The organism is Pseudomonas sp. FW306-02-D09B (assembly GCF_058782685.1).
Genome location: NZ_JBYSXY010000005.1, coordinates 304,224 through 324,757, shown reverse-complemented (window position 1 = coordinate 324,757; position 20,534 = coordinate 304,224). Strand labels below are relative to the sequence as shown.

Sequence of the window (20,534 nt, the reverse complement as noted above, 5' to 3'; positions counted from 1 at the left end):
ATTGAATATCCGAAGGATTACCAATGAGTTATAGCTACTGATCAGAAAATAGCCCTGACCGTCGGGCGGGCGTCATTATTTTGTCTGGTTGAGCACCTGCAGAATCGCGGCGCTTTGCGCGTCTGGCGTACCGTCAAACCGTGAAGGTCGATAGTGCATCTGGAAAGCTGTCAGCACATGCCGGGTGGCCACATCCAGTTCACCGGTCTGCGGCGTTGTATAGCCCAGACGCGCGAGCTCTTCCTGAAACCAGGTGATGCTCGGAAGTTGTGCTTCGAATAACGCCTGCTGACGCGCTACGGCCTGGGCATCGGGCCAGACCACCAGCCCTTCGTCGGCCAGACGCTTCCACGGGAACAACGGACCCGGATCAAGCTTGCGTAGCGGCGCGATGTCACTGTGGCCAATGATGTTTCGCGGGCTGATGTTGTTGCGCTTGCTGATGTCCTTGATCAGGAAAATCAAAGACTGAACCTGCGCCTCGCTGTAGGGATACCAGACGCGCCCGGCAGGCGTATCGTGAAATCCCGGATTGACGATTTCGATGCCAATCGAGCTTGAGTTCAGCCAGGTCCGGCCCTGCCACTCGCTTTCCCCGGCATGCCAGGCCCGACGGCTTTCATCCACCAACTTGAAAATAGTGGCGCTCTTGTCATCGCCCACCAGGTAATGGCTGCTGACCTCGCCATGGGTCAACAGCGCCAACGAACGCTCCTGCGAGGCGGTGGTGTAATGCACCACGATAAACTGCACACGATTGTCGAAGTTCACCGACGGATGGTTGGTGTCGATTCGCGGACCGCTGGCGCAACCCGCCAGGACCAGAAGTACCAAAAGCAGAGGAATCGATTTCATGATCTGGACAATACGCTGAGATAGTAATGCAACAGTGTAACGTACCGCCTTCTTCTGGACCGGCAAAGCCTGGCATTTAACCCGATGGATCACTTATCGTCAGCCCAGCTCCACTCGGTTTCGGCCGGCATTTTTTGCCCGGTAAAGCGCCTGATCGGCTCTTTTCAGCACAAGATCGCTGTGTTCTCCCGCTTTGAACGCCGTCATTCCCATGGAAACCGTGATCGTCACGCGCTCACCTTTGAAATGAAACGGGCAGGCTTCGATAGCCGCGCGCAGGGTTTCTGCCAACCTGGCGCCGACAGCCAAAGGGGTATTGGGCACCAGCAAGACAAACTCCTCACCACCGAAACGGGCAATGAAGTCCGTACCGCGCAGGCGCTTGCGCAGCACGTTGGCAATGATCTTCAGCACTTTGTCGCCGGCCAGGTGACCGTAGTTATCGTTGATGCGCTTGAAGTGGTCGAGATCGAGCATCGCCAGCAACAGCGAGTTTCCGTGTTGCTGCCACTGGGCAATCTCGTGCTCCAGACGCTCGCTCCAGGCCGCCCGGTTCGGTAAACCGGTCAGCGGATCGACCAGGGCTTTCTGACGTTGCTCTTCCAGGTGCTCGCGGTAACCCTGAGCCTCCTGCTCCATGCTCGCAACTCGCTCGGCCAAGCCTTGTAGACGTGCCGCAACCTCCTGCTCACGCTCGTCGCGCTGTTTCTGGTGCTGATCCATGGTGCCGAGCAACCCTTCCAGATGGTTCTCCAGCACATGCTTGAGGCCCTCCAGATCGGCGGCGTCCTGCATGCTGCTCTGCAAGCCATCGACCTGCTCACGGATCTGCGTGTCCATCTCCCGCGCAGCAGAGCGGTTGTCGGCATGACCCTCACTGGCGGCTTGCAGGTTGCTTTGGAAGGACTCCAATCGCTCATTGAGTTGCTTGAGATAAACCTCGAACTCATGCTGACCACTGTCAGTGATCGCCAGCATCAAAACCGCCAGATCATCGAGGATCGGCAGCAGTTCGTACCAATTCAAGCCATTTTGCAGCCGATCGCGCATCGCCTCGGCCTGCGGACGGTGACGCTCGGGCAGCGACAAATCGTCCAGCAGCCCCAGCAGCGTGCTCTCGATGTGTTTGGCCACCGAGCTGTAGGACGGCTCCGGCGAGTCGGGCAGTGCGTAAAGAACATCCTGCTCAGGATGCTCCGGGTCCAGCGTAGCCAAGGCTTCTGCCATCGCCGGCAGGGGAGGAAGGCTATCAATTAACGGCGAAGCTTCATCCCCCGTCCGAGGGACCTCGGATGTCAGCTCGTCGGGATTGATCGCCACTGAATCAGCAGCCGTCACCGGGTCGGGTGTCGGGGATATCTGCGGTTCTTCCGGCGTATCCACATCCGGCAGATTCTGTTCCGCTACCTGCGCTTTGCCACGCGCAGCTTCGACGGCCAGTACTGGAGGAACAAAAGCCACCACGTCAGGTGCTGGCTTTGCTTCTTCCAGCGACTGAGCTGCCAACGGCTCCGACTCTGCAATCACAGCGTGCGGCACCTGCGCGGTGGGCGCCGGGATTTCGTGTACAGCGGGGCTAATAACCTGGATCGGCAACGGCACTGGTGATTCATGCACCGGCTCGGCTGTCGCCTCTGTTACAGGTGCCGACACTTGCTCAACAGGGCTCGGAGCAGGCGCTTCGTGTTGTAGCGCACCGGCTTCTGAAGCCTGAGCATCCGCCTCTCTACCGCCAAACAAACGCTGCAGCAAACCTGGGCGGCTTGGCTCGGCAGGGTTATCCAGCAGGTTCAGCGCCTGACCTTGCAGACCACTGAGCTCACCGAGCAACAGGGGGATTTCACGTGCCTGGCCAACCCGTCCGTCGAGCTGCTTGGCAAAGGTCTTGAGCGGGCGGCTGATCTCGCGCGGCAACGGCAACGCCTGGAGCTGACTGACCAGGGCGGTCAACGCAGCGCTGACTTGATTGACCCGAGTCTCGCGCCGCTGCTCGGAGTCGAGTACCGCTTTCTCCAGGCGTGGCAGCAATGCCGCCAATCCAGCATCCATATCGTTGGTGCGGATGACTTCGCGCATTTCCTTCATGCACTGGTCAACCGCACGGTCGGTGCCCTCGGCCGCCAGCGTGCTGCGAACCAGTCCGCGACGCAGCAAGTCGAGGCGGGCATCCCAACGACGCTCGAGCTTTTCCTGTTGTTCGATACTTTTGAGGTATTTCTCTTTCCAGCGCTGTGCTTCGTCGCTCATTCAGGGGTTCCGCGAAGGGCAGGACTCAGCGCGGGCAATGCATCGACCGTGAGCGAACCCGGCAGACGAATCTCTACCGCGACGGGCAGGTGATCAGAAATCGGTTGCGCCAGCACTTCGACCCGTTCAAGGACCAGCGTAGGGCTGAGCAGAATATGGTCAAGACAGCGTTGCGGGCGCCAGCTCGGGAAAGTCGCTTCGACTTGCGGCGCAAGCAGGCCCAGGTCTCGCAGTGGAGAGGTTTGCAGCAGGTCACTGGCGTGGGTGTTCATGTCGCCCATCAGCACCTGATGCTTGTAGTCACCGATCAGCTCGCGGATGTAGGCCAACTGCATCGTCCGCACGCGCGCCCCCAGCGCGAGGTGCATCATCACGACCACCAGCGCATCCGGTCCTTCGCCAAACCGCACAAGAATCGCACCACGGCCCTTGGGCCCCGGCAGCGGATGATCTTCAATCGCCCATGGGCGCAATCGACTGAGCACGCCATTGCTGTGCTGGGCGAGGCGGCCCAGGTTGCGATTGAGTTGTTGATACCAGTAGGGGAAGGCACCGAGCTGGGCCAGGTGTTCGACTTGATTGACGTAGCCTGACCGCAGGCTGCCGCCATCGGCTTCCTGCAAAGCGACCAGATCGTAGTCGCCCAGCAGATTGCCGATTTTCTGCAGGTTATCCGCTCGCCCGGTGTGCGGCAGCAAATGCTGCCAGCTACGGGTCAGGTAATGCCGATAACGCTCGGTACTGATACCGACCTGGATGTTGAAACTGAGCAAACGCAGACGGCTGTCTGCAGGCAAGCCCGAGGACTCCAGATGATGCTCGTTGACCTGCGGATCATGCAGACCAACGAGACGTTCAGTACCCCAGCGGCGCATGGCGGGCGCCGCTTACTTAGCGGCGCGCTCCTTGGCGATTAGCTGATCGGCCACGCTCAAGGTGCCTTCAGGACCACCGGCAGTGCCCAGATCGAAGCGGTATTTGCCGTTCACGACCATGGTTGGTACGCCAGAGATCTGATAGGCCTGAGCCTTTTTCTTGGCATCTTCAACTTTGCCTTTGACGGCGAACGAGTTGTAGGTGCTCAGGAACTTCTCTTTGTCGACACCTTCGCCGGCCAGGAACTCAGCCATTTCTTCCGGGGTAGCGAGCTTCTTGCCACTGTGGATCGCTTCGAAGACGGCTTTATGGACCTTGTGCTCCACGCCCATCGCTTCCAGGGTGATGTACAGCTGGCCGTGAACGTTCCAGATACCGCCGAACATGGCCGGAATACGCACGAAGTTCACGTCTGCAGGCAGTTTTTCAACCCAGGGATTGATGGTCGGCTCGAATGCATAGCAGTGCGGGCAGCCATACCAGAACAGCTCCACGACTTCGATCTTGCCAGGCACAGCCACCGGAACGGCGCTGCCCAATTCGACATATTGTTTACCGGCTTCAAGCGGTTCGGCAGCTTGGGCGGTCATACCAAACAGGCTGGCAGTGACGAGTGCGGCGCTGAGAATCAGATTACGCATGCTTTACTCCTGAACAAATTGGGTCGCCTCGCGCGACCTGTTTTCTGGCAGATCATGGCGGGCATTAGTGCTCTAGTGTAACGGCAGCAGCCACAAAAAAGGGCAGCCTAAGCCACCCTTTTTATGTTTGCATCGAAGGATTAATCGAGCGTTAACATTGCGCGAGATCAACACCCTGCGCAACGCCCGCTCAACCGACCTTAGTGCAGGCCCTGAATGTAGCTGGACACCGCTTCGATGTCCTTGTTGCTCAATTTTGCAGCAATGCTCTGCATGATTTTCGTGTCGCCGTCGTTGGTACGGTTACCTTCGCGGAAATCAGTCAGCTGCTTGGCGATGTATTGAGCGTGCTGGCCGCCCAGATGCGGGAAGGCAGCAGCGGCGTTGCCCGCGCCATTAGGCGAGTGGCAACCGGTGCAAGACGGCATGCCCTGGTCCAGTTTGCCACCACGGAACAACTCTTCACCGTGAGCCACGACTTTAGGATCTGCTGCGCCGACGCTGCCTTTCTGGCTGGAGAAGTAGGCAGCAAGGTCAGCCAGGTCCTGATCGCTCAGGTTGGTCAGCAGGCCGGTCATCTCCAGAACGGTGCGCTTGCCCGACTTGATGTCGTGCAGTTGCTTGTTCAGGTAACGCTCACCCTGACCCGCCAGCTTTGGAAAGTTTGGCGCCATGCTATTGCCGTCCGGGCCATGACAGGCGCCACATACTGCGGCTTTCGCCTGACCAGCAGTCGCATCGCCTGCAGCATGGGCTATGCCGGAGATCCCCAGGGTCAACAGCAGACTCACGATCAATTTGTTCATCAGCTAATCCAACTACGGCTAAGGGTTAAAGAGTTATGGACCGGGATCACTCGTTCATCCACTGGATGATTGCTCGGTAATCCTCGGCACTGCAGTCCATGCACAAACCACGCGGCGGCATCGCCTTGAAACCCTGGGTCACGTGTTGCACCAGCGTCTCCATACCTTGCGCCAGTCTTGGCGCCCAAGCTTCCTTGTCGCCCTTTTGAGGCGCCGTTGGGAGTTGGCCGGAATGACAGGCTCCACAAACACGGTTGTACACAGCTTCCGGATCCTGTGTAGCCTGAGCGCTGTAAAGCGGCATCAAGACACCGGCAGCTAGCAGCCATTTCGTCATAAAACGACCTTTTCAGGGTTGAGAGCGTGCTGCGTTCTAGTGCGCAATCAAGGTTAATCGCTCTCGTGAACTTCATCCTACGCCGGGACAAAGCGCACACAAAATCTGCGGCATTATATACTGGCGTCACTGAAACGGAAACGACGCTGCTCTTTGCGACCAATCTCGGCACCGCCCACATCGGAAATCCCATGCAACTCAAGAACCCCATCCTCGGCCTGTGCCAACAGTCCACCTTCATGCTCAGCGCCGCCAAAGTCGACCAATGTCCTGACGATGAAGGCTTTGAAGTGGCCTTCGCCGGGCGTTCCAACGCCGGCAAATCCAGCGCCCTGAACACCCTGACTCACGCCAGCCTGGCGCGCACCTCGAAAACACCAGGCCGCACGCAACTCTTGAACTTCTTCAAGCTAGACGATGAACGCCGTCTGGTCGACCTGCCGGGTTACGGTTATGCGAAAGTACCCATCCCGCTGAAGCAACACTGGCAGCGCCACCTGGAAGCGTATCTGGGTAGCCGCGAGAGTCTGAAAGGACTGATTCTGATGATGGACATCCGTCATCCAATGACCGACTTCGACCTGCTGATGCTCGACTGGGCCGTGGCCAGCGGCATGCCGATGCACATTCTGCTGACCAAGGCCGACAAACTGACCTATGGCGCAGCGAAGAACACCTTGCTCAAAGTTCAGGCAGAAATCCGTAAAGGCTGGGGCGAAACCGTGACCATCCAGCTGTTCTCGGCACCAAAACGCCTGGGCCTCGAAGACGCCTACACCGTATTGGCGAACTGGATGGAACTGGCCGACAAGGGCGCCGAGACGGCCGCAGAGTAAGGCGCAAGCTGTCTGCGCAGCGCTCAGGCAAGGCAAAAACAGGCGAGCAACGGCTGGGGTCGCACACGACTTTAGGGCCCTAAATGAGCATTGCGAGCCTGTTTTTAACGCAGCATGAGCGACGCGCAGGCAGTTTGCGGGCAAAAAAAACCCCGAATTTCGTATGGGGAGAGAGAAATTCGGGGTCTAAGTTTCCGGACCGCTAGGGCGGGGTCCAGATATCTGCCAACACTTAACACAACATAGGAGCATCGAAGGGCTTCACCACCCATTCAGTAACTCTGAGTGGCGCTTCACAGATTTAGTTCCGGTTAATTTCAAAACCTATTGGGAATAACCCCAAGAATTTTCCGAACTAAGAGCCCTTCGCCGATGACTTGCCGCGACACTACGCCGCGGCGCTATCCCCGAAAAAGCGCCTCACACCGGCTTAGTGCGCTTCATCCCAGTTATTTCCAACGCCGACTTCCACCAAAAGTGGTACATCCAGGGTCGCTGCACTGCTCATGTGAACGCGAATTTCCTCACGAACCTGGTCAATCAGGTCTTCGCGAACCTCAAGTACCAATTCATCGTGCACCTGCAGAATCACTTTGGCGTCCAGACCCGAGGTCAGCAGCCAGTTATCCACCGCCACCATGGCCTTCTTGATGATGTCCGCCGCAGTGCCTTGCATCGGCGCGTTGATTGCCGTGCGCTCGGCGCCTTTGCGCAGGGCCGGGTTTTTCGCGTTGATGTCCGGCAGGTACAGGCGACGACCGAATATGGTTTCGACGAAACCCTGCTCGGCCGCCTGGGCGCGGGTGCGCTCCATGTATTCGAGCACGCCTGGATAGCGGGCGAAATAACGGTCGATATAGGCTTGGGACTGTTTGCGGTCGACGCCGATCTGCTTGGCCAGGCCAAATGCGCTCATGCCGTAGATCAGGCCGAAGTTGATCGCCTTGGCGCTGCGCCGCTGATCGGTGGTGACGTCCGCCAGCTCAACCCCGAACACCTCGGCAGCGGTGGCTTTGTGCACGTCCAGATCATTGCGGAAGGCGTGCAACAGCCCTTCGTCCTTGGCCAGGTGGGCCATGATCCGCAGTTCGATTTGCGAATAGTCCGCCGCCAGCAGCTTGTAGCCTTTGGGGGCAATGAACGCCTGACGAATCCGTCGACCTTCGGCAGTACGAATCGGAATGTTCTGCAGGTTTGGATCGCTGGAAGACAAGCGACCGGTCGCTGCCACCGCTTGATGGTAGGACGTGTGAATCCGCCCGGTGCGCGGATTGATCTGCTCTGGCAGACGGTCGGTGTAGGTGCTTTTCAGCTTGCTCAAGGAGCGGTACTGCATCAATACCTTGGGCAGCGGGTAATCCTGCTCGGCCAGTTCCGCGAGTACCGCTTCGGCAGTCGAAGCCTGGCCCTTGGCGGTTTTGCTGAGAATCGGCAGCCCGAGTTTTTCGTAGAGGATCACGCCCAATTGCTTCGGCGAACCGAGGTTGAACTCCTCACCGGCAATGGCGAACGCCTCACGCTCCAGCGCGACCAGCTTATCGCCCAGTTCAACGCTCTGGATGCCCAGCAGGTTGGCGTCGACCAACGCGCCCTGGCGCTCGATACGCGCCAACACTGGCACCAGCGGCATCTCGATTTCACTGAGGACTTTGCTCAGGCTTGGAATGGCATCGAGTTTTTCATGCAGGGTCTGATGCAGACGCAGCGTCACGTCGGCATCTTCGGCGGCGTATGGCCCGGCCAGCTCCAGCGAGATCTGGTCGAAGGTCAGTTGCTTGACGCCCTTGCCCGCGATGTCCTGGAAGCTGGTGGTGGTGTAGCCCAAATACTTGAGCGCCAGGCTGTCCATGTCGTGACGGGTCGCGGTCGAATCCAGCACGTAGGACTCGAGCATGGTGTCGAAGGCGATGCCTTGCACCATGATGCCGCTGCTCTGATCGCCACCGATGGCGCAGTTGGCCAGGATGTTCATGTCGAACTTGGCGTGCTGGCCGACCTTGAGTTTGCTCGGGTCTTCCAGAATCGGCTTCAGTGCGCGCAACACCGTGTCGCGATCCAGTTGATCCGGCACGCCCATGTAGGAATGGGTCAACGGAATGTAGGCTGCTTCGTTGGCCTGCACAGCGAACGACAGCCCGACAAGTTGCGCTTGCTGCGCATCGATGCCCGTGGTTTCGGTATCGAAGGCGAACAGCGTGGCGTTTTGCAGCTTCTTCAGCCAGACGTCGAAATCTGCCTGGGTGAGGATCGTTGTGTACTGGGGCCCATCGTCGCCGGTCACGGCTTCTTCAACCGCCGCGACCACTTCCTGGCCCGCTCGCTTGGCATCACGCTGAACTTCCTCGAACCAGCTCTTGAACTCGAGCAGGGTATAGAGCTCGGCGAGCTTTTCACGGTCTGGCTCGCGCAGGTGCAAGTCGTCCAGACCAACGTCCAGCGGCACATCGACCTTGATGGTCGCCAGTTGATAGGAGAGGAACGCCATCTCCTTGTGTTCTTCAAGCTTGGCAGGCAACGTTTTGGCACCACGAATCGGCAGCGTCGGGACGATATCGAGTTGCGCATAGAGCTCGGTCAGGCCGCCGTTCACACCCACCAGCAGGCCGGACGCCGTCTTTGGGCCAATGCCCGGTACGCCTGGAATGTTGTCAGAGGAATCGCCCATCAGTGCCAGGTAATCGATGATCTGCTCGGGAGCGACGCCGAATTTCTCCTTCACGCCAGCCACATCCATCGCGCTACCGGTCATGGTATTGACCAAGGTAATGTGCCCGTCGACCAGCTGCGCCATGTCCTTGTCGCCCGTCGAGATCACCACCGGACGGTCGGCGGCCGCGCTGCTGCGGGCCAGCGTGCCGATCACGTCGTCGGCCTCAACACCATCGACGCACAGCAACGGAAAGCCCAAGGCAATCACGCTCGCATGCAATGGCTCGATCTGCACACGCATGTCATCGGGCATGCTGGGACGATTGGCTTTGTACTCGGCGTACAGGTCATCGCGAAATGTTCCGCCCTTGGCGTCGAATACCACGGCGAACGGGCTGTCCGGGTACTGCTTGCGCAGACTCTTGAGCATGTTCAGCACGCCCTTGACTGCGCCGGTCGGCAGGCCTTTGGACGTGGTCAACGGTGGCAGCGCATGAAAGGCGCGGTACAGGTAAGAAGAACCGTCCACCAGGACGAGGGGGGCTTGGCTCATGAGCAGGATCAACCTTTTCGGCGGGTCCGGCGCTAGAATAGCGGGACCGTTGACGACAAAGGGACAAGGTTATCATGCGCTCACTCAATCGCTTGTTACTGGCTGGCTTCTTTGCAATCACTCCCCTGGCCGTCATGGCAGCCAATGATGCACCGACGCCGGAACCGGAAGTCACCATCCACACTGAAGGCGACAAAGTCATTCAGGAGTACCGCCAGAACGGCTTCGTGTACGCGATCAAGGTCACACCGAAGGGTGGAAAACCGTACTTTCTGATACGTGCGGACGGAACGGAGGCAAACTATATCCGCTCGGATCAGCCGAATATGCTGATTCCGGCGTGGGAAATTTTTACCTGGAAGTAGTTTCTTAACTTTAATCGGCGCTGGCTCAACCGCGGCGCCCGAACTGAGCAGTTTTTAACCATGTCTGTGTTCACCCCCCTGGCTCGGCCCGAGCTGGAAACCTTTCTCGCCCCTTATGGGCTCGGCCGCCTGCTTGATTTCCAGGGGATTGCCGCGGGTAGCGAAAACACCAATTTCTTCATCAGCCTGGAGCAGGGGGAGTTTGTCCTGACCCTGGTTGAGCGCGGCCCTGTGCAGGAGATGCCGTTCTTTATCGAGCTGCTCGACGTGCTGCACGACGCCAACTTGCCGGTGCCCTATGCATTGCGGACCACCGACGGCATCGCCCTGCGCGAATTGGCCGGCAAACCTGCACTGCTGCAGCCGCGGCTGGCCGGCAAGCACATCAAGGAAGCCAACGCACAGCATTGCGCGCAGGTCGGCGAACTGCTGGGGCACCTGCACCTGGCGACCAAAGACCACATGATCAAGCGCAAGACTGATCGTGGCCTCGACTGGATGCTCGAGGAAGGCACGCAACTGCTGTCGCACCTGAATGCCGCGCAAAGCAATCTGCTGCAACGCGCCTTGAACGAAATCACTGAGCAGAAGATTAAAATTCTGGCGCTGCCTCGGGCCAACATCCACGCCGACCTGTTCCGCGACAACGCGATGTTCGAAGGCACGCACCTGACCGGGCTGATCGACTTCTACAACGCCTGCTCAGGCCCGATGCTCTACGACGTGGCGATTGCCCTGAATGACTGGTGCTCGGACGAAGACGGCGTGCTTCACGGCCCGCGGGCGAGGGCATTGCTCGGGGCTTATGCCGCGCTGCGCCCGTTCACCGCAGCCGAGGCCGAATTGTGGCCAACCATGTTGCGGGTGGCCTGCGTGAGGTTCTGGCTGTCGCGCTTGATCGCCGCCGAATCCTTTGCCGGGCAGGACGTGCTGATTCACGACCCGATGGAGTTCCAGCAACGGTTGGCCCAGCGTCAACACGTCAGCACGCCGTTGCCGTTCGCCCTCTAAAAGCATCGCGAGCAAGCTTTGCTCCTACAGGGGACCGCGTAAATCCTGTAGGAGCAAGGCTTGCCCGCGATAGGCTCACCGCAAATTTTCCTGCTTACAACGATTCAAGACACCCGGCCAAATCATTCCCCAATTTCTCCAACACCTGCTCATAGCCACGAGCTGTTGCCGGTGTGTAGCCGCCCAACGCATCCAGCTCCGCCAGTTTCACCGGCAAACCGGCCACCAGCGTCTCGGCCAGCCGTGGGCGCAACGGTGGTTCGCTGAACACGCAGGTCTTGCCGACTTCCTGCAAGCGCGAGCGCATCGCTGCAACGTGCTGGGCACCTGGCTGTACTTCAGCGGCCACGCTGAACACGCCGGTGTGCTTGAGGCCGTAGGCGTCTTCGAAGTAATCGAACGCTTCATGAAACACGAAGTAAGGCTTGCCCGCGATACCGGCCAAGCGCGCTTTCAAACGCAGATCCAGCGCGTCCAGGCGCTCATCGAACGCCTTGAGGTTGCTCTGATAGCGCGGCGCATTGGCCGGATCGGCAGCACTCAAGTCGGTGGCGATTTTTGCCGCGATCACTCGCGCATTGACCGGTGACAACCAGAGGTGAGCATCGAGACTGCCAGGGCGATGGTCGTGATCGTGTTCGTCTGCCTCTTCCGCATGGGAGTGGCTGTCTTCGGCAAAACGCCGCAGCTTCAGACCTGGCAGGTCCTGCACCGCAACCGATGGCAGGCTACGACCTTTGAGCACGCGCGGAAGGAAACCTTCCATGTCCGGGCCGATCCAGTAGAGCAGCTCCACCGACTGCACCTTCCGTACGTCGGATGGACGCAAGGCATAGTTATGCGGCGATGCACCCGGCGGCAGCAAGACCTCGGGAACCCCGACGCCATCCTGCACCGCAGCAGCAATCAGCTGCAGGGGCTTGATGCTGGTCAGTACGTTCACTTCGGCATGAGCGGCGCCGATCGCAAAAAAACCGGCAGCAAATGTGACAAAAATGGCAAAAAGTCTGGGCACGATGACCACTCAAGTAGGCGAGAACGGGTAACATAATAACGTCTCTCACAAAACTCGTCGCCGCTCATGCCTAAAACACCGCTAGCCAGCCGTCCCCACGACCACTCTCACTGCGTGCACAGCGCATTGTCCGAGGCCGATGTCATTTGCGCACGCCAAGGCTTGCGTCTGACCGCGCTGCGTCGGCGGGTGCTGGAACTGGTCTGGCAAAGCCACAAGCCGCTGGGCGCCTACGACATTCTGGCGGTACTCAGCGAGCAGGATGGCCGCCGTGCCGCGCCGCCGACGGTGTATCGCGCGCTGGATTTCCTGCTGGATAACGGCCTGGTCCACCGCATTTCCTCGCTCAACGCCTTCGTTGGCTGCAATCATCCGGGGCACGCTCATCAGGGCCAGTTCCTGATTTGCCGCGAATGCCATGCGGCCATCGAACTCGAGCAAAAATCCATCAGCGACACAATCATCCACAGCGCCGGCGAAGTCGGGTTCGTGGTCGAAGGCCAGACTGTCGAAGTAGTCGGCCTCTGCTCGGGTTGCCAGGGGGCTTGATGAGCACTGCGTTAATTCGCCTCAATCAGGTTGCGGTGACCTTCGCCGGGCAAAGCGTACTGGACAACATCGAGCTGAGCGTCGAGCCGAGGCAGATCGTTACCCTGATCGGCCCCAACGGCGCCGGCAAGACCACGCTGGTCCGCGCCGTGCTTGGCCTGCTCAAGCCCGACAGCGGCAGCGTCTGGCGCAAGCCGAAACTGCGGGTCGGCTATATGCCGCAGAAGCTGCATGTTGACCCGACCTTGCCGCTCTCGGTACTGCGCTTCTTGCGCCTGGTGCCGGGCGTAGATCGTGCGCGCGCCTTGGCAGCGCTCAAGGAAGTCGGCGCCGAACAGGTGATCGACAGCCCGGTGCAGAGCGTTTCCGGCGGCGAAATGCAGCGCGTATTACTGGCCCGCGCCCTGTTGCGCGAGCCAGAACTGCTGGTGCTTGACGAGCCGGTGCAAGGCGTCGATGTGGCCGGACAAGCCGAGCTCTATAGCCTGATCACCCGCCTGCGCGACCGCCACGGTTGTGGGGTGTTGATGGTTTCCCACGATCTGCACCTGGTGATGAGCACCACCGACCAGGTGGTCTGCCTCAATCGCCACGTCTGCTGCTCCGGGCATCCCGAGCAGGTCAGCGGCGACCCGGCGTTCGTCGAGCTGTTCGGCAAGAACGCGCAGAGCCTGGCGGTCTATCACCACCATCACGACCACGCCCACGACTTGCATGGCTCGGTCGTCAGCGCGGCACCGACCGTTCACACCCACGTTCATGGAGATGGCTGCAAGCATGGCTGATTTTCTGTTGTACGCCCTGCTCGCAGGCCTGGCCCTGGCCGCCGTCGCAGGTCCGCTGGGATCGTTCGTGGTCTGGCGGCGCATGGCCTATTTCGGCGACACCCTGTCCCATGCAGCGCTGCTTGGTGTGGCGTTGGGTTTTCTGCTGGATGTCAGCCCGACCATCGCGGTGACCGTCGGCTGCCTGTTGCTGGCCGTGCTGCTGGTGACCTTGCAACAGCGCCAGCCGCTGGCCTCCGATACCTTGTTGGGGATTCTTGCGCCGAGCACGCTCTCTCTCGGCCTGGTGGTACTAAGCTTCATGCATGAAGTGCGGATCGACCTGATGGCCTATCTGTTCGGCGACCTGCTGGCGATCAGCCCGACCGATCTGGCGTGGATCCTCGGCGGCAGTGCGGCGGTGATGTTGCTGTTGGTGGCGCTGTGGCGGCCGTTGCTGGCGATTACAGTGCACGAAGAATTGGCCACGGTTGAAGGCCTGCCGGTAGCAGCATTGCGCATGACCTTGATGCTGCTGATTGCGGTGGTGATCGCGGTGGCGATGAAAATTGTCGGCGTGCTGCTGATTACCTCGTTGTTGATCATCCCGGCGGCTGCGGCACAACGTCACGCACGTTCTCCAGAGCAGATGGCCTTGGGCGCGAGTTTGCTCGGTATACTCGCGGTCTGCGGTGGCCTGGCGCTGTCGTGGTTCAAGGACACGCCGGCCGGCCCATCGATTGTGGTGGCTGCCGCCGCGCTGTTTCTGCTGAGTTTTGTCCTGCCCCGTCGAGGGGTGTAGACTTGCTCGTTTTTTGCGCAATCAGAGAGTCGCAGGAATGAAGCCGTTCGCCTCCCGTTATCTGCTCCTTGTTGCATTTTCGCTGCTACTTGGCGCCTGCCAAAGCACGCCGCCGGCCCCCGAGGTCCCGGACGCACGGGCTACGGCGATCGCGCAGCTGGAGCAAAGCCTGGCCAGCAGTGAACTGGCCACCGCCGAGGATCAATTGGCCGCCTTGCAGGCCGAATCACCCAACGATCAGTCGCTGGAGCAATATCAACGGCAACTCGCCGAAGCCTATTTGCAACGCAGCCAGATCGTTCTGCAAAAAGGCGACGTGAATGCCGCCGCCACGGCCCTGAGCCGGGCCCGTGCGTTGATGCCCAAAGCTCCGGCGCTGACCGGTGGTGTCAACAACGCCATCAGCCACGCGCGCAAGGCCGAACTGGACCAGGCCGAGGCAGCCCTCAAAGCCGCCGAAGCCAAGCGTGTCGCCAAGGTCATCGACCCAACGGCCGAGAGCACCACCGTTGCGCTGAACATCGCCGATAGCAAGCAATTGCGTCGGCAACTCGATGCGATTGCCAGCGATGTGGTGAGTTATGAGTGCGACGTCAGCATTCAGGCGCCGCGCACCGAAGATTACCCGTGGCTGGCCACGCTGCTGACCAAACGGGTGAAGAAGCTGGATGCAGACTTCGACTTGAAGATCGAGCGACAGATTCTGCGCAATGTTCCGGCACAGATGGTTCTGACGCCGCGTAAGCCTTAAAAGAAGAAGATCGCAGCCTCCGGCAGTGCCTACATCGGTCCGTAGGAGCTGCCGGAGGCTCCGAGCTTTTGCATTTCCGGTTATCGCGTTATTTCCAAATGACTGGATGAATGCGAAATAAATGCTAAGAGCCTCTATACGGACAGGCTAAAATGCCCGCCCGGCTAACCGCTGATCCTTTTCTAACGCGCCCCACAAGGTTCGCTACGTGATCGAGTTTCAAAACGTCCATAAAACTTACCGCGTTGCCGGTAAGGATATTCCCGCGCTGCACCCTACCAATCTGTCGATTGAGAACGGTCAGGTATACGGCCTGATCGGTCATTCCGGTGCGGGAAAAAGTACCCTGTTGCGCCTGATCAACCGCCTGGAAGACTCCAGCGGCGGCAAGATCATCGTCGATGGCGAAGAAGTCACCGCGCTGGACGCCAATGCGCTGCGCCGTTTCCGTCAGCAAGTCGGGATGATCTTCCAGCACTTCAACCTGCTGGCCTCCAAGACAGTTGCCGACAACGTCGCGCTGCCACTGACCCTGGCCGGTGAACTGTCGCGCAGCGAGATCGATCAACGGGTGGCCGAGTTGCTGGCTCGCGTCGGCCTGTCCGACCACGCAAAGAAGTACCCGGCGCAGTTGTCCGGTGGCCAGAAGCAGCGCGTCGGCATCGCCCGCGCCCTGGCGACCAAGCCAAAAATCCTGCTGTGTGACGAAGCCACCAGCGCCCTCGACCCGCAAACCACCGCGTCGGTCCTGCAACTGTTGGCCGAGATCAACCGTGAGCTGAACCTGACCATCGTGTTGATCACCCATGAAATGGACGTGATTCGCCGGGTCTGCGACCAGGTCGCCGTGATGGATGCCGGCGTGATCGTCGAGCAAGGTCCGGTGGCCGACGTGTTCTTGCACCCCAAGCACCCGACCACCAAGCGATTCGTGCAGGAAGACGAGCAAATCGACGAAAGCGAACAGCGCGACGACTTCGCTCACGTGCCGGGCCGTATCGTGCGCCTGACCTTCCAGGGCGACGCGACCTACGCGCCGTTGCTGGGCACCGTCGCCCGCGAAACGGGTGTGGACTACAGCATCCTCGCCGGTCGTATCGACCGCATCAAAGACGTCCCCTACGGGCAACTGACCCTGGCGGTCACCGGCGGCGACATGGACGCGGCGTTTGCCCGCTTCACCGCGGCTGACGTCCACATGGAGGTGCTGCGTTAATGGAAGCCCTGATGAGTTTCTTCGCCAATATCGACTGGTTCGAAATCTGGCAGGCTACTGGCGACACCTTGCTGATGCTCGGTGGTTCGCTGTTGTTCACCGTACTGCTCGGCCTGCCGCTGGGTGTGTTGCTGTTCCTCTGCAGCCCGCGCCAGTTGCTCGAAGCTAAAGGCGTTTACGCACTGCTGTCGCTGATTGTGAATATCCTGCGCTCGCTGCCGTTCATCATTCTGCTGATCGTGATGATCCCGTTCACCGTACTGATCACCGGCACCTCGCTGGGCGTCGGCGGTGCGATTCCGCCGCTGGTCGTCGGCGCTACACCGTTCTTCGCCCGCCTGGTGGAAACTGCCCTGCGTGAAGTCGATCGCGGCATCATCGAAGCGACCCAGGCCATGGGCGCGACGACCCGCCAGATCATCGTCAACGCGCTGCTGCCCGAAGCCCGCCCAGGTATCTTCGCAGCGATCACGGTGACCGCGATTACGCTGGTGTCCTACACGGCGATGGCCGGTGTGGTCGGTGCCGGTGGTTTGGGTGACCTGGCAATCCGCTTCGGTTACCAACGCTTCCAGACTGACGTGATGGTGGTGACCGTGGTGTTGCTGCTGGTGCTGGTCCAGGTTCTGCAAACCGTCGGCGATAAGCTGGTGGTGCACTTTTCCCGAAAATAAATGCAATCGCCGGCCACGGCTGGCAGGCGCTCGAAAGGGCGCCTCACAAGGAGTTTGCTGGATGAAAAAACTACTCGTCGCATTCGCTGCCGTTGCAGCGTTCTCCGCTCAGGCCGCTGAAACCCTGACCGTCGCTGCTACTCCGGTTCCGCACGCGGAAATCCTCGAGTTCGTGAAGCCGGCACTGGCCAAAGAAGGCGTCGACCTCAAGGTCAAGGTGTTCACCGACTACGTGCAGCCGAACGTACAGGTTGCCGAGAAACGCCTGGACGCCAACTTCTTCCAGCACCAGCCGTACCTCGATGAATTCAACAAGGCCAAGGGCACAAACCTGGTGAGCGTTGCCGGTGTGCACCTCGAGCCGCTGGGCGCGTACTCCAACAAGTACAAGACCCTTGCCGAACTGCCAGGCGGCGCCAACGTGGTGATCCCGAACGATGCCACCAACGGCGGCCGTGCACTGTTGCTGCTGGAGAAGGCTGGCCTGATCAAGTTGAAGGATTCCAAAAACATCCTGTCGACCGTCAAGGACATCACCGAGAACACCAAAGACCTGAAGTTCCGTGAACTGGAAGCCGCGACCATCCCGCGCGTGCTGACCCAGGTCGACCTGGCGCTGATCAACACCAACTACGCGCTGGAAGCCAAGCTCGATCCGTCCAAGGACGCGCTGGTGATCGAAGGCAAGGACTCGCCTTACGTGAACATCCTGGTCGCCCGCGCGGACGACAAGGACAGCGACGCGATGAAGAAACTGGTTGCTGCGCTGCACAGCCCGGAAGTGAAGGCGTTCATTCTGGAGAAGTACAAAGGCGCGGTATTGCCGGCGTTCTGATCTGCTGATGTAAAACAAAACGGGGACACAATCACTGTGTCCCCGTTTTTTTATGCCTGTGTCCCGCCTGGCTGCTATAGCCCTTTCCACTGTAGGAGCACAGCTTGCTGGCGATGGCGCCCGCAAGATCGCCATCACCAGCAAGCTGTGCGCCTACATACGCTTGAGCATCACCGGCAACTGGGCCACCAGTTTCGTGTTGTTCAACGGTGCGCGAATGAATCCGCGCTGGGTGCCGTCCGGCCCGATTACCGCCAGGTTGCCGCTGTGGTCGACGGTGTAGTTGGGTTTGCTGGTGTCCGCCGGAATGAACGGAATGCTCACCGCATTGGCGACTTTCTGCAGGTCTTCGACCGAAGCCGGCGTCAGGCCGACAAACTGCGGATCGAAGTAGCCCAGGTATTGCTTGAGCTGCTTGGGGGTGTCGCGGTTCGGGTCGACGCTGACCAGAATGATCTGCAACTTGTCGACCGCGTCCGCTGGCAGCTCGCTCTTGATCTGCCGTAGCTGCGCCAGGGTGGTCGGGCAGATGTCCGGGCAGAAGGTGTAACCAAAGAACAGCAGGCTCCATTTGCCTTTCAAGGCGTTGACCGTGACCGGTTGGCCGTCCTGATTGGTCATCTGCACGTCCGGCAGGTTACGGCTTTGCGGCAACAGGATGATCCCGGCGTCGATCAGCGCAGTCGGATCGCCCTGGCCTTTGCCAGACAGTACTTTGTTGACGGTAAGCCCCAGGACCAGCGCGATCAGGGCAACAAGAATGAAGACGGTTTTCTGGGTTCGGGTCATAGGTTCAACATTAAGTAGTGGTCTACGAGCAGGGCGATAAACAGCAGGAACAAGTAATAAATAGAGTACTTGAAGGTGTTGATCGCCGCGTGCGGCTGAGTGCCACGGTACAGCACCACGGCCCATTGCAGAAACCTCGCGCCCAGTCCCAGGGCGCAAATCAGGTACAGCAAACCGCTCATGTGAATGACATAGGGCATCAAGCTCACGGCCAACAGGGCAAAGGTGTAAAGCAGGATGTGGATCTTGGTGTAATGCTCGCCGTGGGTCACCGGCAGCATGGGAATATCGGCCTTGGCGTACTCCTCCTTGCGATGAATCGCCAACGCCCAGAAGTGTGGCGGGGTCCAGGCAAAGATAATCAGCACCAGCAGCAGCGGTTCGGCGCTGACATGCCCGGTGGCAGCGACCCAGCCCAACAGTGGCGGTGCAGCGCCGGCCAGTCCGCCGATAACGATGTTCTGCGGCGTCGCCCGCTTGAGAAAACCGGTGTAGACCACCGCATAGCCAAGCAGCGAGGCGAGGGTCAGCCACGCGGTCAGCGGGTTGGTGAACGCCAGCAGCAGGGCTTGCCCGGCCACCGCCAATAACAGCGCGAAGGTCAGTGCGGCGGTTGGTGAAACCCGGCCTTCGGCCAGTGGCCGCTTGTGCGTGCGCGCCATCACCGCGTCAATCCGCCGGTCCACCACATGGTTGACCGCCGCCGCGCCGCCCGCGCACAGTCCGATCCCCAGGTTGCCAAACACCAGCACCGTCCACGGCACCCCGGCACGCGTGGCGAGAAACATACCGACCAGCGACGTGATCAGCATCAACACCACGACTTTCGGCTTGGTCAGCTCCAGATAGTCACGCCAGATCGCTTGGCGGTGACGTTCGCCGATCAGAGTCGCCATGGCATTTCTCCTTTTATTGTTATCGGCCCGGCCGTGTGTTTACGCGGGCTGAAGCGCCAGCGTCCGGGCGTCTGCTGTCTGACTCGAACCAGGCTGGTTCGTGCGTGATAGTTGACCAGCACCATCGTCAGCAACAGCGCCGCGCCGCCCGCGTTATGGGCCACGGCCACCGGCAACGGCAGGTGAAACAGCACATTGCTGATGCCCAGGGTGATCTGCACCGCCAACGCCCCCAGTACCAACCCGGCGAGTCGGGTCATGCCGACGACCTTGAGCTGCCAGGCCAGCCCCAGCAGCACCAGCGTGACCAGCAACGCGCCAATGCGGTGAGTCAGGTGAATCGCCGTGCGCGCATCGCTGTCGAGCTGTCCGCCGAGGTAGTTGGGGCCGATGTGTTGGGTCAAGTGAAAGCCGTTGGCGAAATCAGCCGGTGGCAACCATTGGCCGTGACAAGTGGGGAAGTCGATACAGGCCACCGCCGCGTAGTTGGCACTGACCCAGCCGCCGAGAGCGATCTGCCCGATCACCAGCAACAACCCGGCCGTCGCCCAGTACTGCAAACGTCGCGGTACGATCAGCGCCGGCAATACACCGGACAAGCGCAAGGTCAGCAGAAACAGCAGGCTCAAGGTCGCAAAGCCACCCAGCAAATGCCCCGTCACCACCTGCGGCCAGAGCTTGAGGGTGACCGTCCACATGCCAAAGGCCGCTTGGGCAAACACCACCGCCAGCAAGAACAACGGCAGCTTCAGGGGTTGGTCCAGATGATGGCGATGAGTCCAGGAACGCGCCGCCAGCAACACAATCAGCAAGCCAAGGGTGCCGGCGAAATAGCGGTGAATCATCTCGTTCCAGCCCTTGTGGGCAACCACCGGCGTGTCTGGAAAATGCAACTCGGCATGGGCCAGTTGGGCTTCGCTCTTCGGCACGCTGATAAACCCGTAGCAACCCGGCCAGTCCGGGCAACCAAGGCCGGCATGGGTCAGCCGGGTATAGGCGCCCAACAAGACGACAATCAGTGCCAGCAAGGTGGCAAACAGCGCGAGGCGAAATCCAGGTTTGGCCAT

Annotated in this window: 21 protein-coding genes; 10 read left to right on the top strand and 11 right to left on the bottom strand. The window is 60.0% G+C overall.

Going from position 1 to position 20,534, the window contains the following annotated elements; translation table 11 throughout:
• Positions 1-75: 75 nt before the first annotated feature.
• The 6 genes from AC3WK5_RS11745 to AC3WK5_RS11720 all read right to left on the bottom strand — a co-directional run bounded on the left by AC3WK5_RS11745 (position 76) and on the right by AC3WK5_RS11720 (position 5,762).
• Positions 76-855, bottom strand: coding sequence for an N-acetylmuramoyl-L-alanine amidase (locus AC3WK5_RS11745; RefSeq protein ID WP_054594954.1), 780 nt, complete (start codon positions 853-855; stop codon positions 76-78).
• A 99-nt stretch (positions 856-954) separates the two neighbouring features.
• Complete coding sequence (locus AC3WK5_RS11740; protein ID WP_103314909.1) at positions 955-3,102, bottom strand: diguanylate cyclase; 2,148 nt, start codon at positions 3,100-3,102, stop codon at positions 955-957.
• Complete coding sequence (locus AC3WK5_RS11735) at positions 3,099-3,977, bottom strand: endonuclease/exonuclease/phosphatase family protein (RefSeq protein ID WP_054594952.1); 879 nt, start codon at positions 3,975-3,977, stop codon at positions 3,099-3,101. The genes AC3WK5_RS11740 and AC3WK5_RS11735 overlap by 4 nt, the downstream gene beginning before the upstream one ends.
• Positions 3,978-3,989: 12 nt before the next feature.
• Positions 3,990-4,619, bottom strand: a complete 630-nt coding sequence (locus AC3WK5_RS11730; protein WP_103314908.1) for a thiol:disulfide interchange protein DsbA/DsbL — start codon at positions 4,617-4,619, stop codon at positions 3,990-3,992.
• A gap of 200 nt (positions 4,620-4,819) precedes the next feature.
• Positions 4,820-5,425 (bottom strand): c-type cytochrome, encoded by a 606-nt coding sequence (locus AC3WK5_RS11725; protein WP_054594950.1) that lies wholly within the window; start codon positions 5,423-5,425, stop codon positions 4,820-4,822.
• A 46-nt stretch (positions 5,426-5,471) separates the two neighbouring features.
• Positions 5,472-5,762: a c-type cytochrome gene (locus tag AC3WK5_RS11720; RefSeq protein ID WP_103314907.1), complete on the bottom strand. Its 291-nt coding sequence runs from the start codon at positions 5,760-5,762 to the stop codon at positions 5,472-5,474.
• Between the two features lie 191 nt (positions 5,763-5,953).
• Between AC3WK5_RS11720 and yihA the strand changes: the two genes are divergently transcribed.
• Complete coding sequence (yihA, locus tag AC3WK5_RS11715; RefSeq protein WP_103314906.1) at positions 5,954-6,598, top strand: ribosome biogenesis GTP-binding protein YihA/YsxC; 645 nt, start codon at positions 5,954-5,956, stop codon at positions 6,596-6,598.
• Between the two features lie 430 nt (positions 6,599-7,028).
• Here yihA and polA read toward each other — a convergent pair whose 3' ends face one another.
• A complete protein-coding gene (gene polA / locus AC3WK5_RS11710; protein WP_103314905.1) occupies positions 7,029-9,800 on the bottom strand; it encodes a DNA polymerase I in 2,772 nt (923 codons plus the stop codon).
• Positions 9,801-9,874: 74 nt separating this feature from the next.
• Here polA and AC3WK5_RS11705 point away from each other — a divergent pair, with 74 nt between their 5' ends.
• Positions 9,875-10,165, top strand: coding sequence for a DUF2782 domain-containing protein (locus tag AC3WK5_RS11705; protein WP_054594946.1), 291 nt, complete (start codon positions 9,875-9,877; stop codon positions 10,163-10,165).
• A 60-nt stretch (positions 10,166-10,225) separates the two neighbouring features.
• Positions 10,226-11,176: a homoserine kinase gene (locus AC3WK5_RS11700; RefSeq protein WP_103314904.1), complete on the top strand. Its 951-nt coding sequence runs from the start codon at positions 10,226-10,228 to the stop codon at positions 11,174-11,176.
• 94 nt (positions 11,177-11,270) lie between these two features.
• Here AC3WK5_RS11700 and AC3WK5_RS11695 read toward each other — a convergent pair whose 3' ends face one another.
• The gene (locus AC3WK5_RS11695) at positions 11,271-12,200 is read right to left on the bottom strand and encodes a zinc ABC transporter substrate-binding protein (protein WP_081013722.1); all 930 of its coding nucleotides are present in this window, start codon (positions 12,198-12,200) and stop codon (positions 11,271-11,273) included.
• Positions 12,201-12,257: 57 nt separating this feature from the next.
• On the opposite strand from AC3WK5_RS11695, the gene AC3WK5_RS11690 reads away from it, so the two are divergent.
• From AC3WK5_RS11690 to AC3WK5_RS11660, 7 genes are all read left to right on the top strand, one after another.
• The gene (locus tag AC3WK5_RS11690; protein ID WP_054594943.1) at positions 12,258-12,740 is read left to right on the top strand and encodes a Fur family transcriptional regulator; all 483 of its coding nucleotides are present in this window, start codon (positions 12,258-12,260) and stop codon (positions 12,738-12,740) included.
• The gene (gene znuC, locus AC3WK5_RS11685; RefSeq protein ID WP_054594942.1) at positions 12,740-13,525 is read left to right on the top strand and encodes a zinc ABC transporter ATP-binding protein ZnuC; all 786 of its coding nucleotides are present in this window, start codon (positions 12,740-12,742) and stop codon (positions 13,523-13,525) included. Before AC3WK5_RS11690 ends, znuC begins: the two co-directional genes overlap by 1 nt.
• Positions 13,518-14,306: a zinc ABC transporter permease subunit ZnuB gene (znuB, locus tag AC3WK5_RS11680; protein ID WP_054594941.1), complete on the top strand. Its 789-nt coding sequence runs from the start codon at positions 13,518-13,520 to the stop codon at positions 14,304-14,306. The genes znuC and znuB overlap by 8 nt, the downstream gene beginning before the upstream one ends.
• A 37-nt stretch (positions 14,307-14,343) precedes the next feature.
• The gene (locus tag AC3WK5_RS11675) at positions 14,344-15,057 is read left to right on the top strand and encodes a PA5502 family lipoprotein (RefSeq protein WP_054594940.1); all 714 of its coding nucleotides are present in this window, start codon (positions 14,344-14,346) and stop codon (positions 15,055-15,057) included.
• A 208-nt stretch (positions 15,058-15,265) separates the two neighbouring features.
• Positions 15,266-16,273 (top strand): methionine ABC transporter ATP-binding protein, encoded by a 1,008-nt coding sequence (locus AC3WK5_RS11670; RefSeq protein ID WP_103314903.1) that lies wholly within the window; start codon positions 15,266-15,268, stop codon positions 16,271-16,273.
• On the top strand, positions 16,273-16,947 hold the full coding sequence (locus AC3WK5_RS11665) for a methionine ABC transporter permease (protein WP_103314902.1): 675 nt from the start codon (positions 16,273-16,275) through the stop codon (positions 16,945-16,947). Before AC3WK5_RS11670 ends, AC3WK5_RS11665 begins: the two co-directional genes overlap by 1 nt.
• Before the next feature lie 61 nt (positions 16,948-17,008).
• Positions 17,009-17,782 (top strand): MetQ/NlpA family ABC transporter substrate-binding protein, encoded by a 774-nt coding sequence (locus AC3WK5_RS11660; protein WP_103314901.1) that lies wholly within the window; start codon positions 17,009-17,011, stop codon positions 17,780-17,782.
• 153 nt (positions 17,783-17,935) lie between these two features.
• Here the strand turns inward: AC3WK5_RS11660 and AC3WK5_RS11655 are convergent, their stop codons facing one another.
• The 3 genes from AC3WK5_RS11655 to AC3WK5_RS11645 are packed head-to-tail and all read right to left on the bottom strand — an operon-like array spanning position 17,936 to position 20,534.
• Complete coding sequence (locus tag AC3WK5_RS11655; RefSeq protein WP_054594936.1) at positions 17,936-18,571, bottom strand: SCO family protein; 636 nt, start codon at positions 18,569-18,571, stop codon at positions 17,936-17,938.
• Positions 18,568-19,467 carry a heme o synthase gene (cyoE, locus tag AC3WK5_RS11650; protein WP_103314900.1) on the bottom strand — a complete coding sequence of 300 codons (900 nt, stop codon included), beginning with the start codon at positions 19,465-19,467 and terminating at the stop codon, positions 18,568-18,570. Before cyoE ends, AC3WK5_RS11655 begins: the two co-directional genes overlap by 4 nt.
• The gene (locus tag AC3WK5_RS11645; RefSeq protein ID WP_103314899.1) at positions 19,455-20,534 is read right to left on the bottom strand and encodes a COX15/CtaA family protein; all 1,080 of its coding nucleotides are present in this window, start codon (positions 20,532-20,534) and stop codon (positions 19,455-19,457) included. The genes cyoE and AC3WK5_RS11645 overlap by 13 nt, the downstream gene beginning before the upstream one ends.

Coding starts and splice junctions, on each gene's coding strand:
- AC3WK5_RS11745 (WP_054594954.1), bottom strand. CDS start 855: ATGAAATCGATTCCTCTGCTTTTGGTACTTCTGGTCCTGGCGGGTTGC.
- AC3WK5_RS11740 (WP_103314909.1), bottom strand. CDS start 3,102: ATGAGCGACGAAGCACAGCGCTGGAAAGAGAAATACCTCAAAAGTATC.
- AC3WK5_RS11735 (WP_054594952.1), bottom strand. CDS start 3,977: ATGCGCCGCTGGGGTACTGAACGTCTCGTTGGTCTGCATGATCCGCAG.
- AC3WK5_RS11730 (WP_103314908.1), bottom strand. CDS start 4,619: ATGCGTAATCTGATTCTCAGCGCCGCACTCGTCACTGCCAGCCTGTTT.
- AC3WK5_RS11725 (WP_054594950.1), bottom strand. CDS start 5,425: ATGAACAAATTGATCGTGAGTCTGCTGTTGACCCTGGGGATCTCCGGC.
- AC3WK5_RS11720 (WP_103314907.1), bottom strand. CDS start 5,762: ATGACGAAATGGCTGCTAGCTGCCGGTGTCTTGATGCCGCTTTACAGC.
- yihA (WP_103314906.1), top strand. CDS start 5,954: ATGCAACTCAAGAACCCCATCCTCGGCCTGTGCCAACAGTCCACCTTC.
- polA (WP_103314905.1), bottom strand. CDS start 9,800: ATGAGCCAAGCCCCCCTCGTCCTGGTGGACGGTTCTTCTTACCTGTAC.
- AC3WK5_RS11705 (WP_054594946.1), top strand. CDS start 9,875: ATGCGCTCACTCAATCGCTTGTTACTGGCTGGCTTCTTTGCAATCACT.
- AC3WK5_RS11700 (WP_103314904.1), top strand. CDS start 10,226: ATGTCTGTGTTCACCCCCCTGGCTCGGCCCGAGCTGGAAACCTTTCTC.
- AC3WK5_RS11690 (WP_054594943.1), top strand. CDS start 12,258: ATGCCTAAAACACCGCTAGCCAGCCGTCCCCACGACCACTCTCACTGC.
- znuC (WP_054594942.1), top strand. CDS start 12,740: ATGAGCACTGCGTTAATTCGCCTCAATCAGGTTGCGGTGACCTTCGCC.
- znuB (WP_054594941.1), top strand. CDS start 13,518: ATGGCTGATTTTCTGTTGTACGCCCTGCTCGCAGGCCTGGCCCTGGCC.
- AC3WK5_RS11675 (WP_054594940.1), top strand. CDS start 14,344: ATGAAGCCGTTCGCCTCCCGTTATCTGCTCCTTGTTGCATTTTCGCTG.
- AC3WK5_RS11665 (WP_103314902.1), top strand. CDS start 16,273: ATGGAAGCCCTGATGAGTTTCTTCGCCAATATCGACTGGTTCGAAATC.
- AC3WK5_RS11660 (WP_103314901.1), top strand. CDS start 17,009: ATGAAAAAACTACTCGTCGCATTCGCTGCCGTTGCAGCGTTCTCCGCT.
- AC3WK5_RS11655 (WP_054594936.1), bottom strand. CDS start 18,571: ATGACCCGAACCCAGAAAACCGTCTTCATTCTTGTTGCCCTGATCGCG.
- cyoE (WP_103314900.1), bottom strand. CDS start 19,467: ATGGCGACTCTGATCGGCGAACGTCACCGCCAAGCGATCTGGCGTGAC.
- AC3WK5_RS11645 (WP_103314899.1), bottom strand. CDS start 20,534: ATGGCCAAACCTGGATTTCGCCTCGCGCTGTTTGCCACCTTGCTGGCA.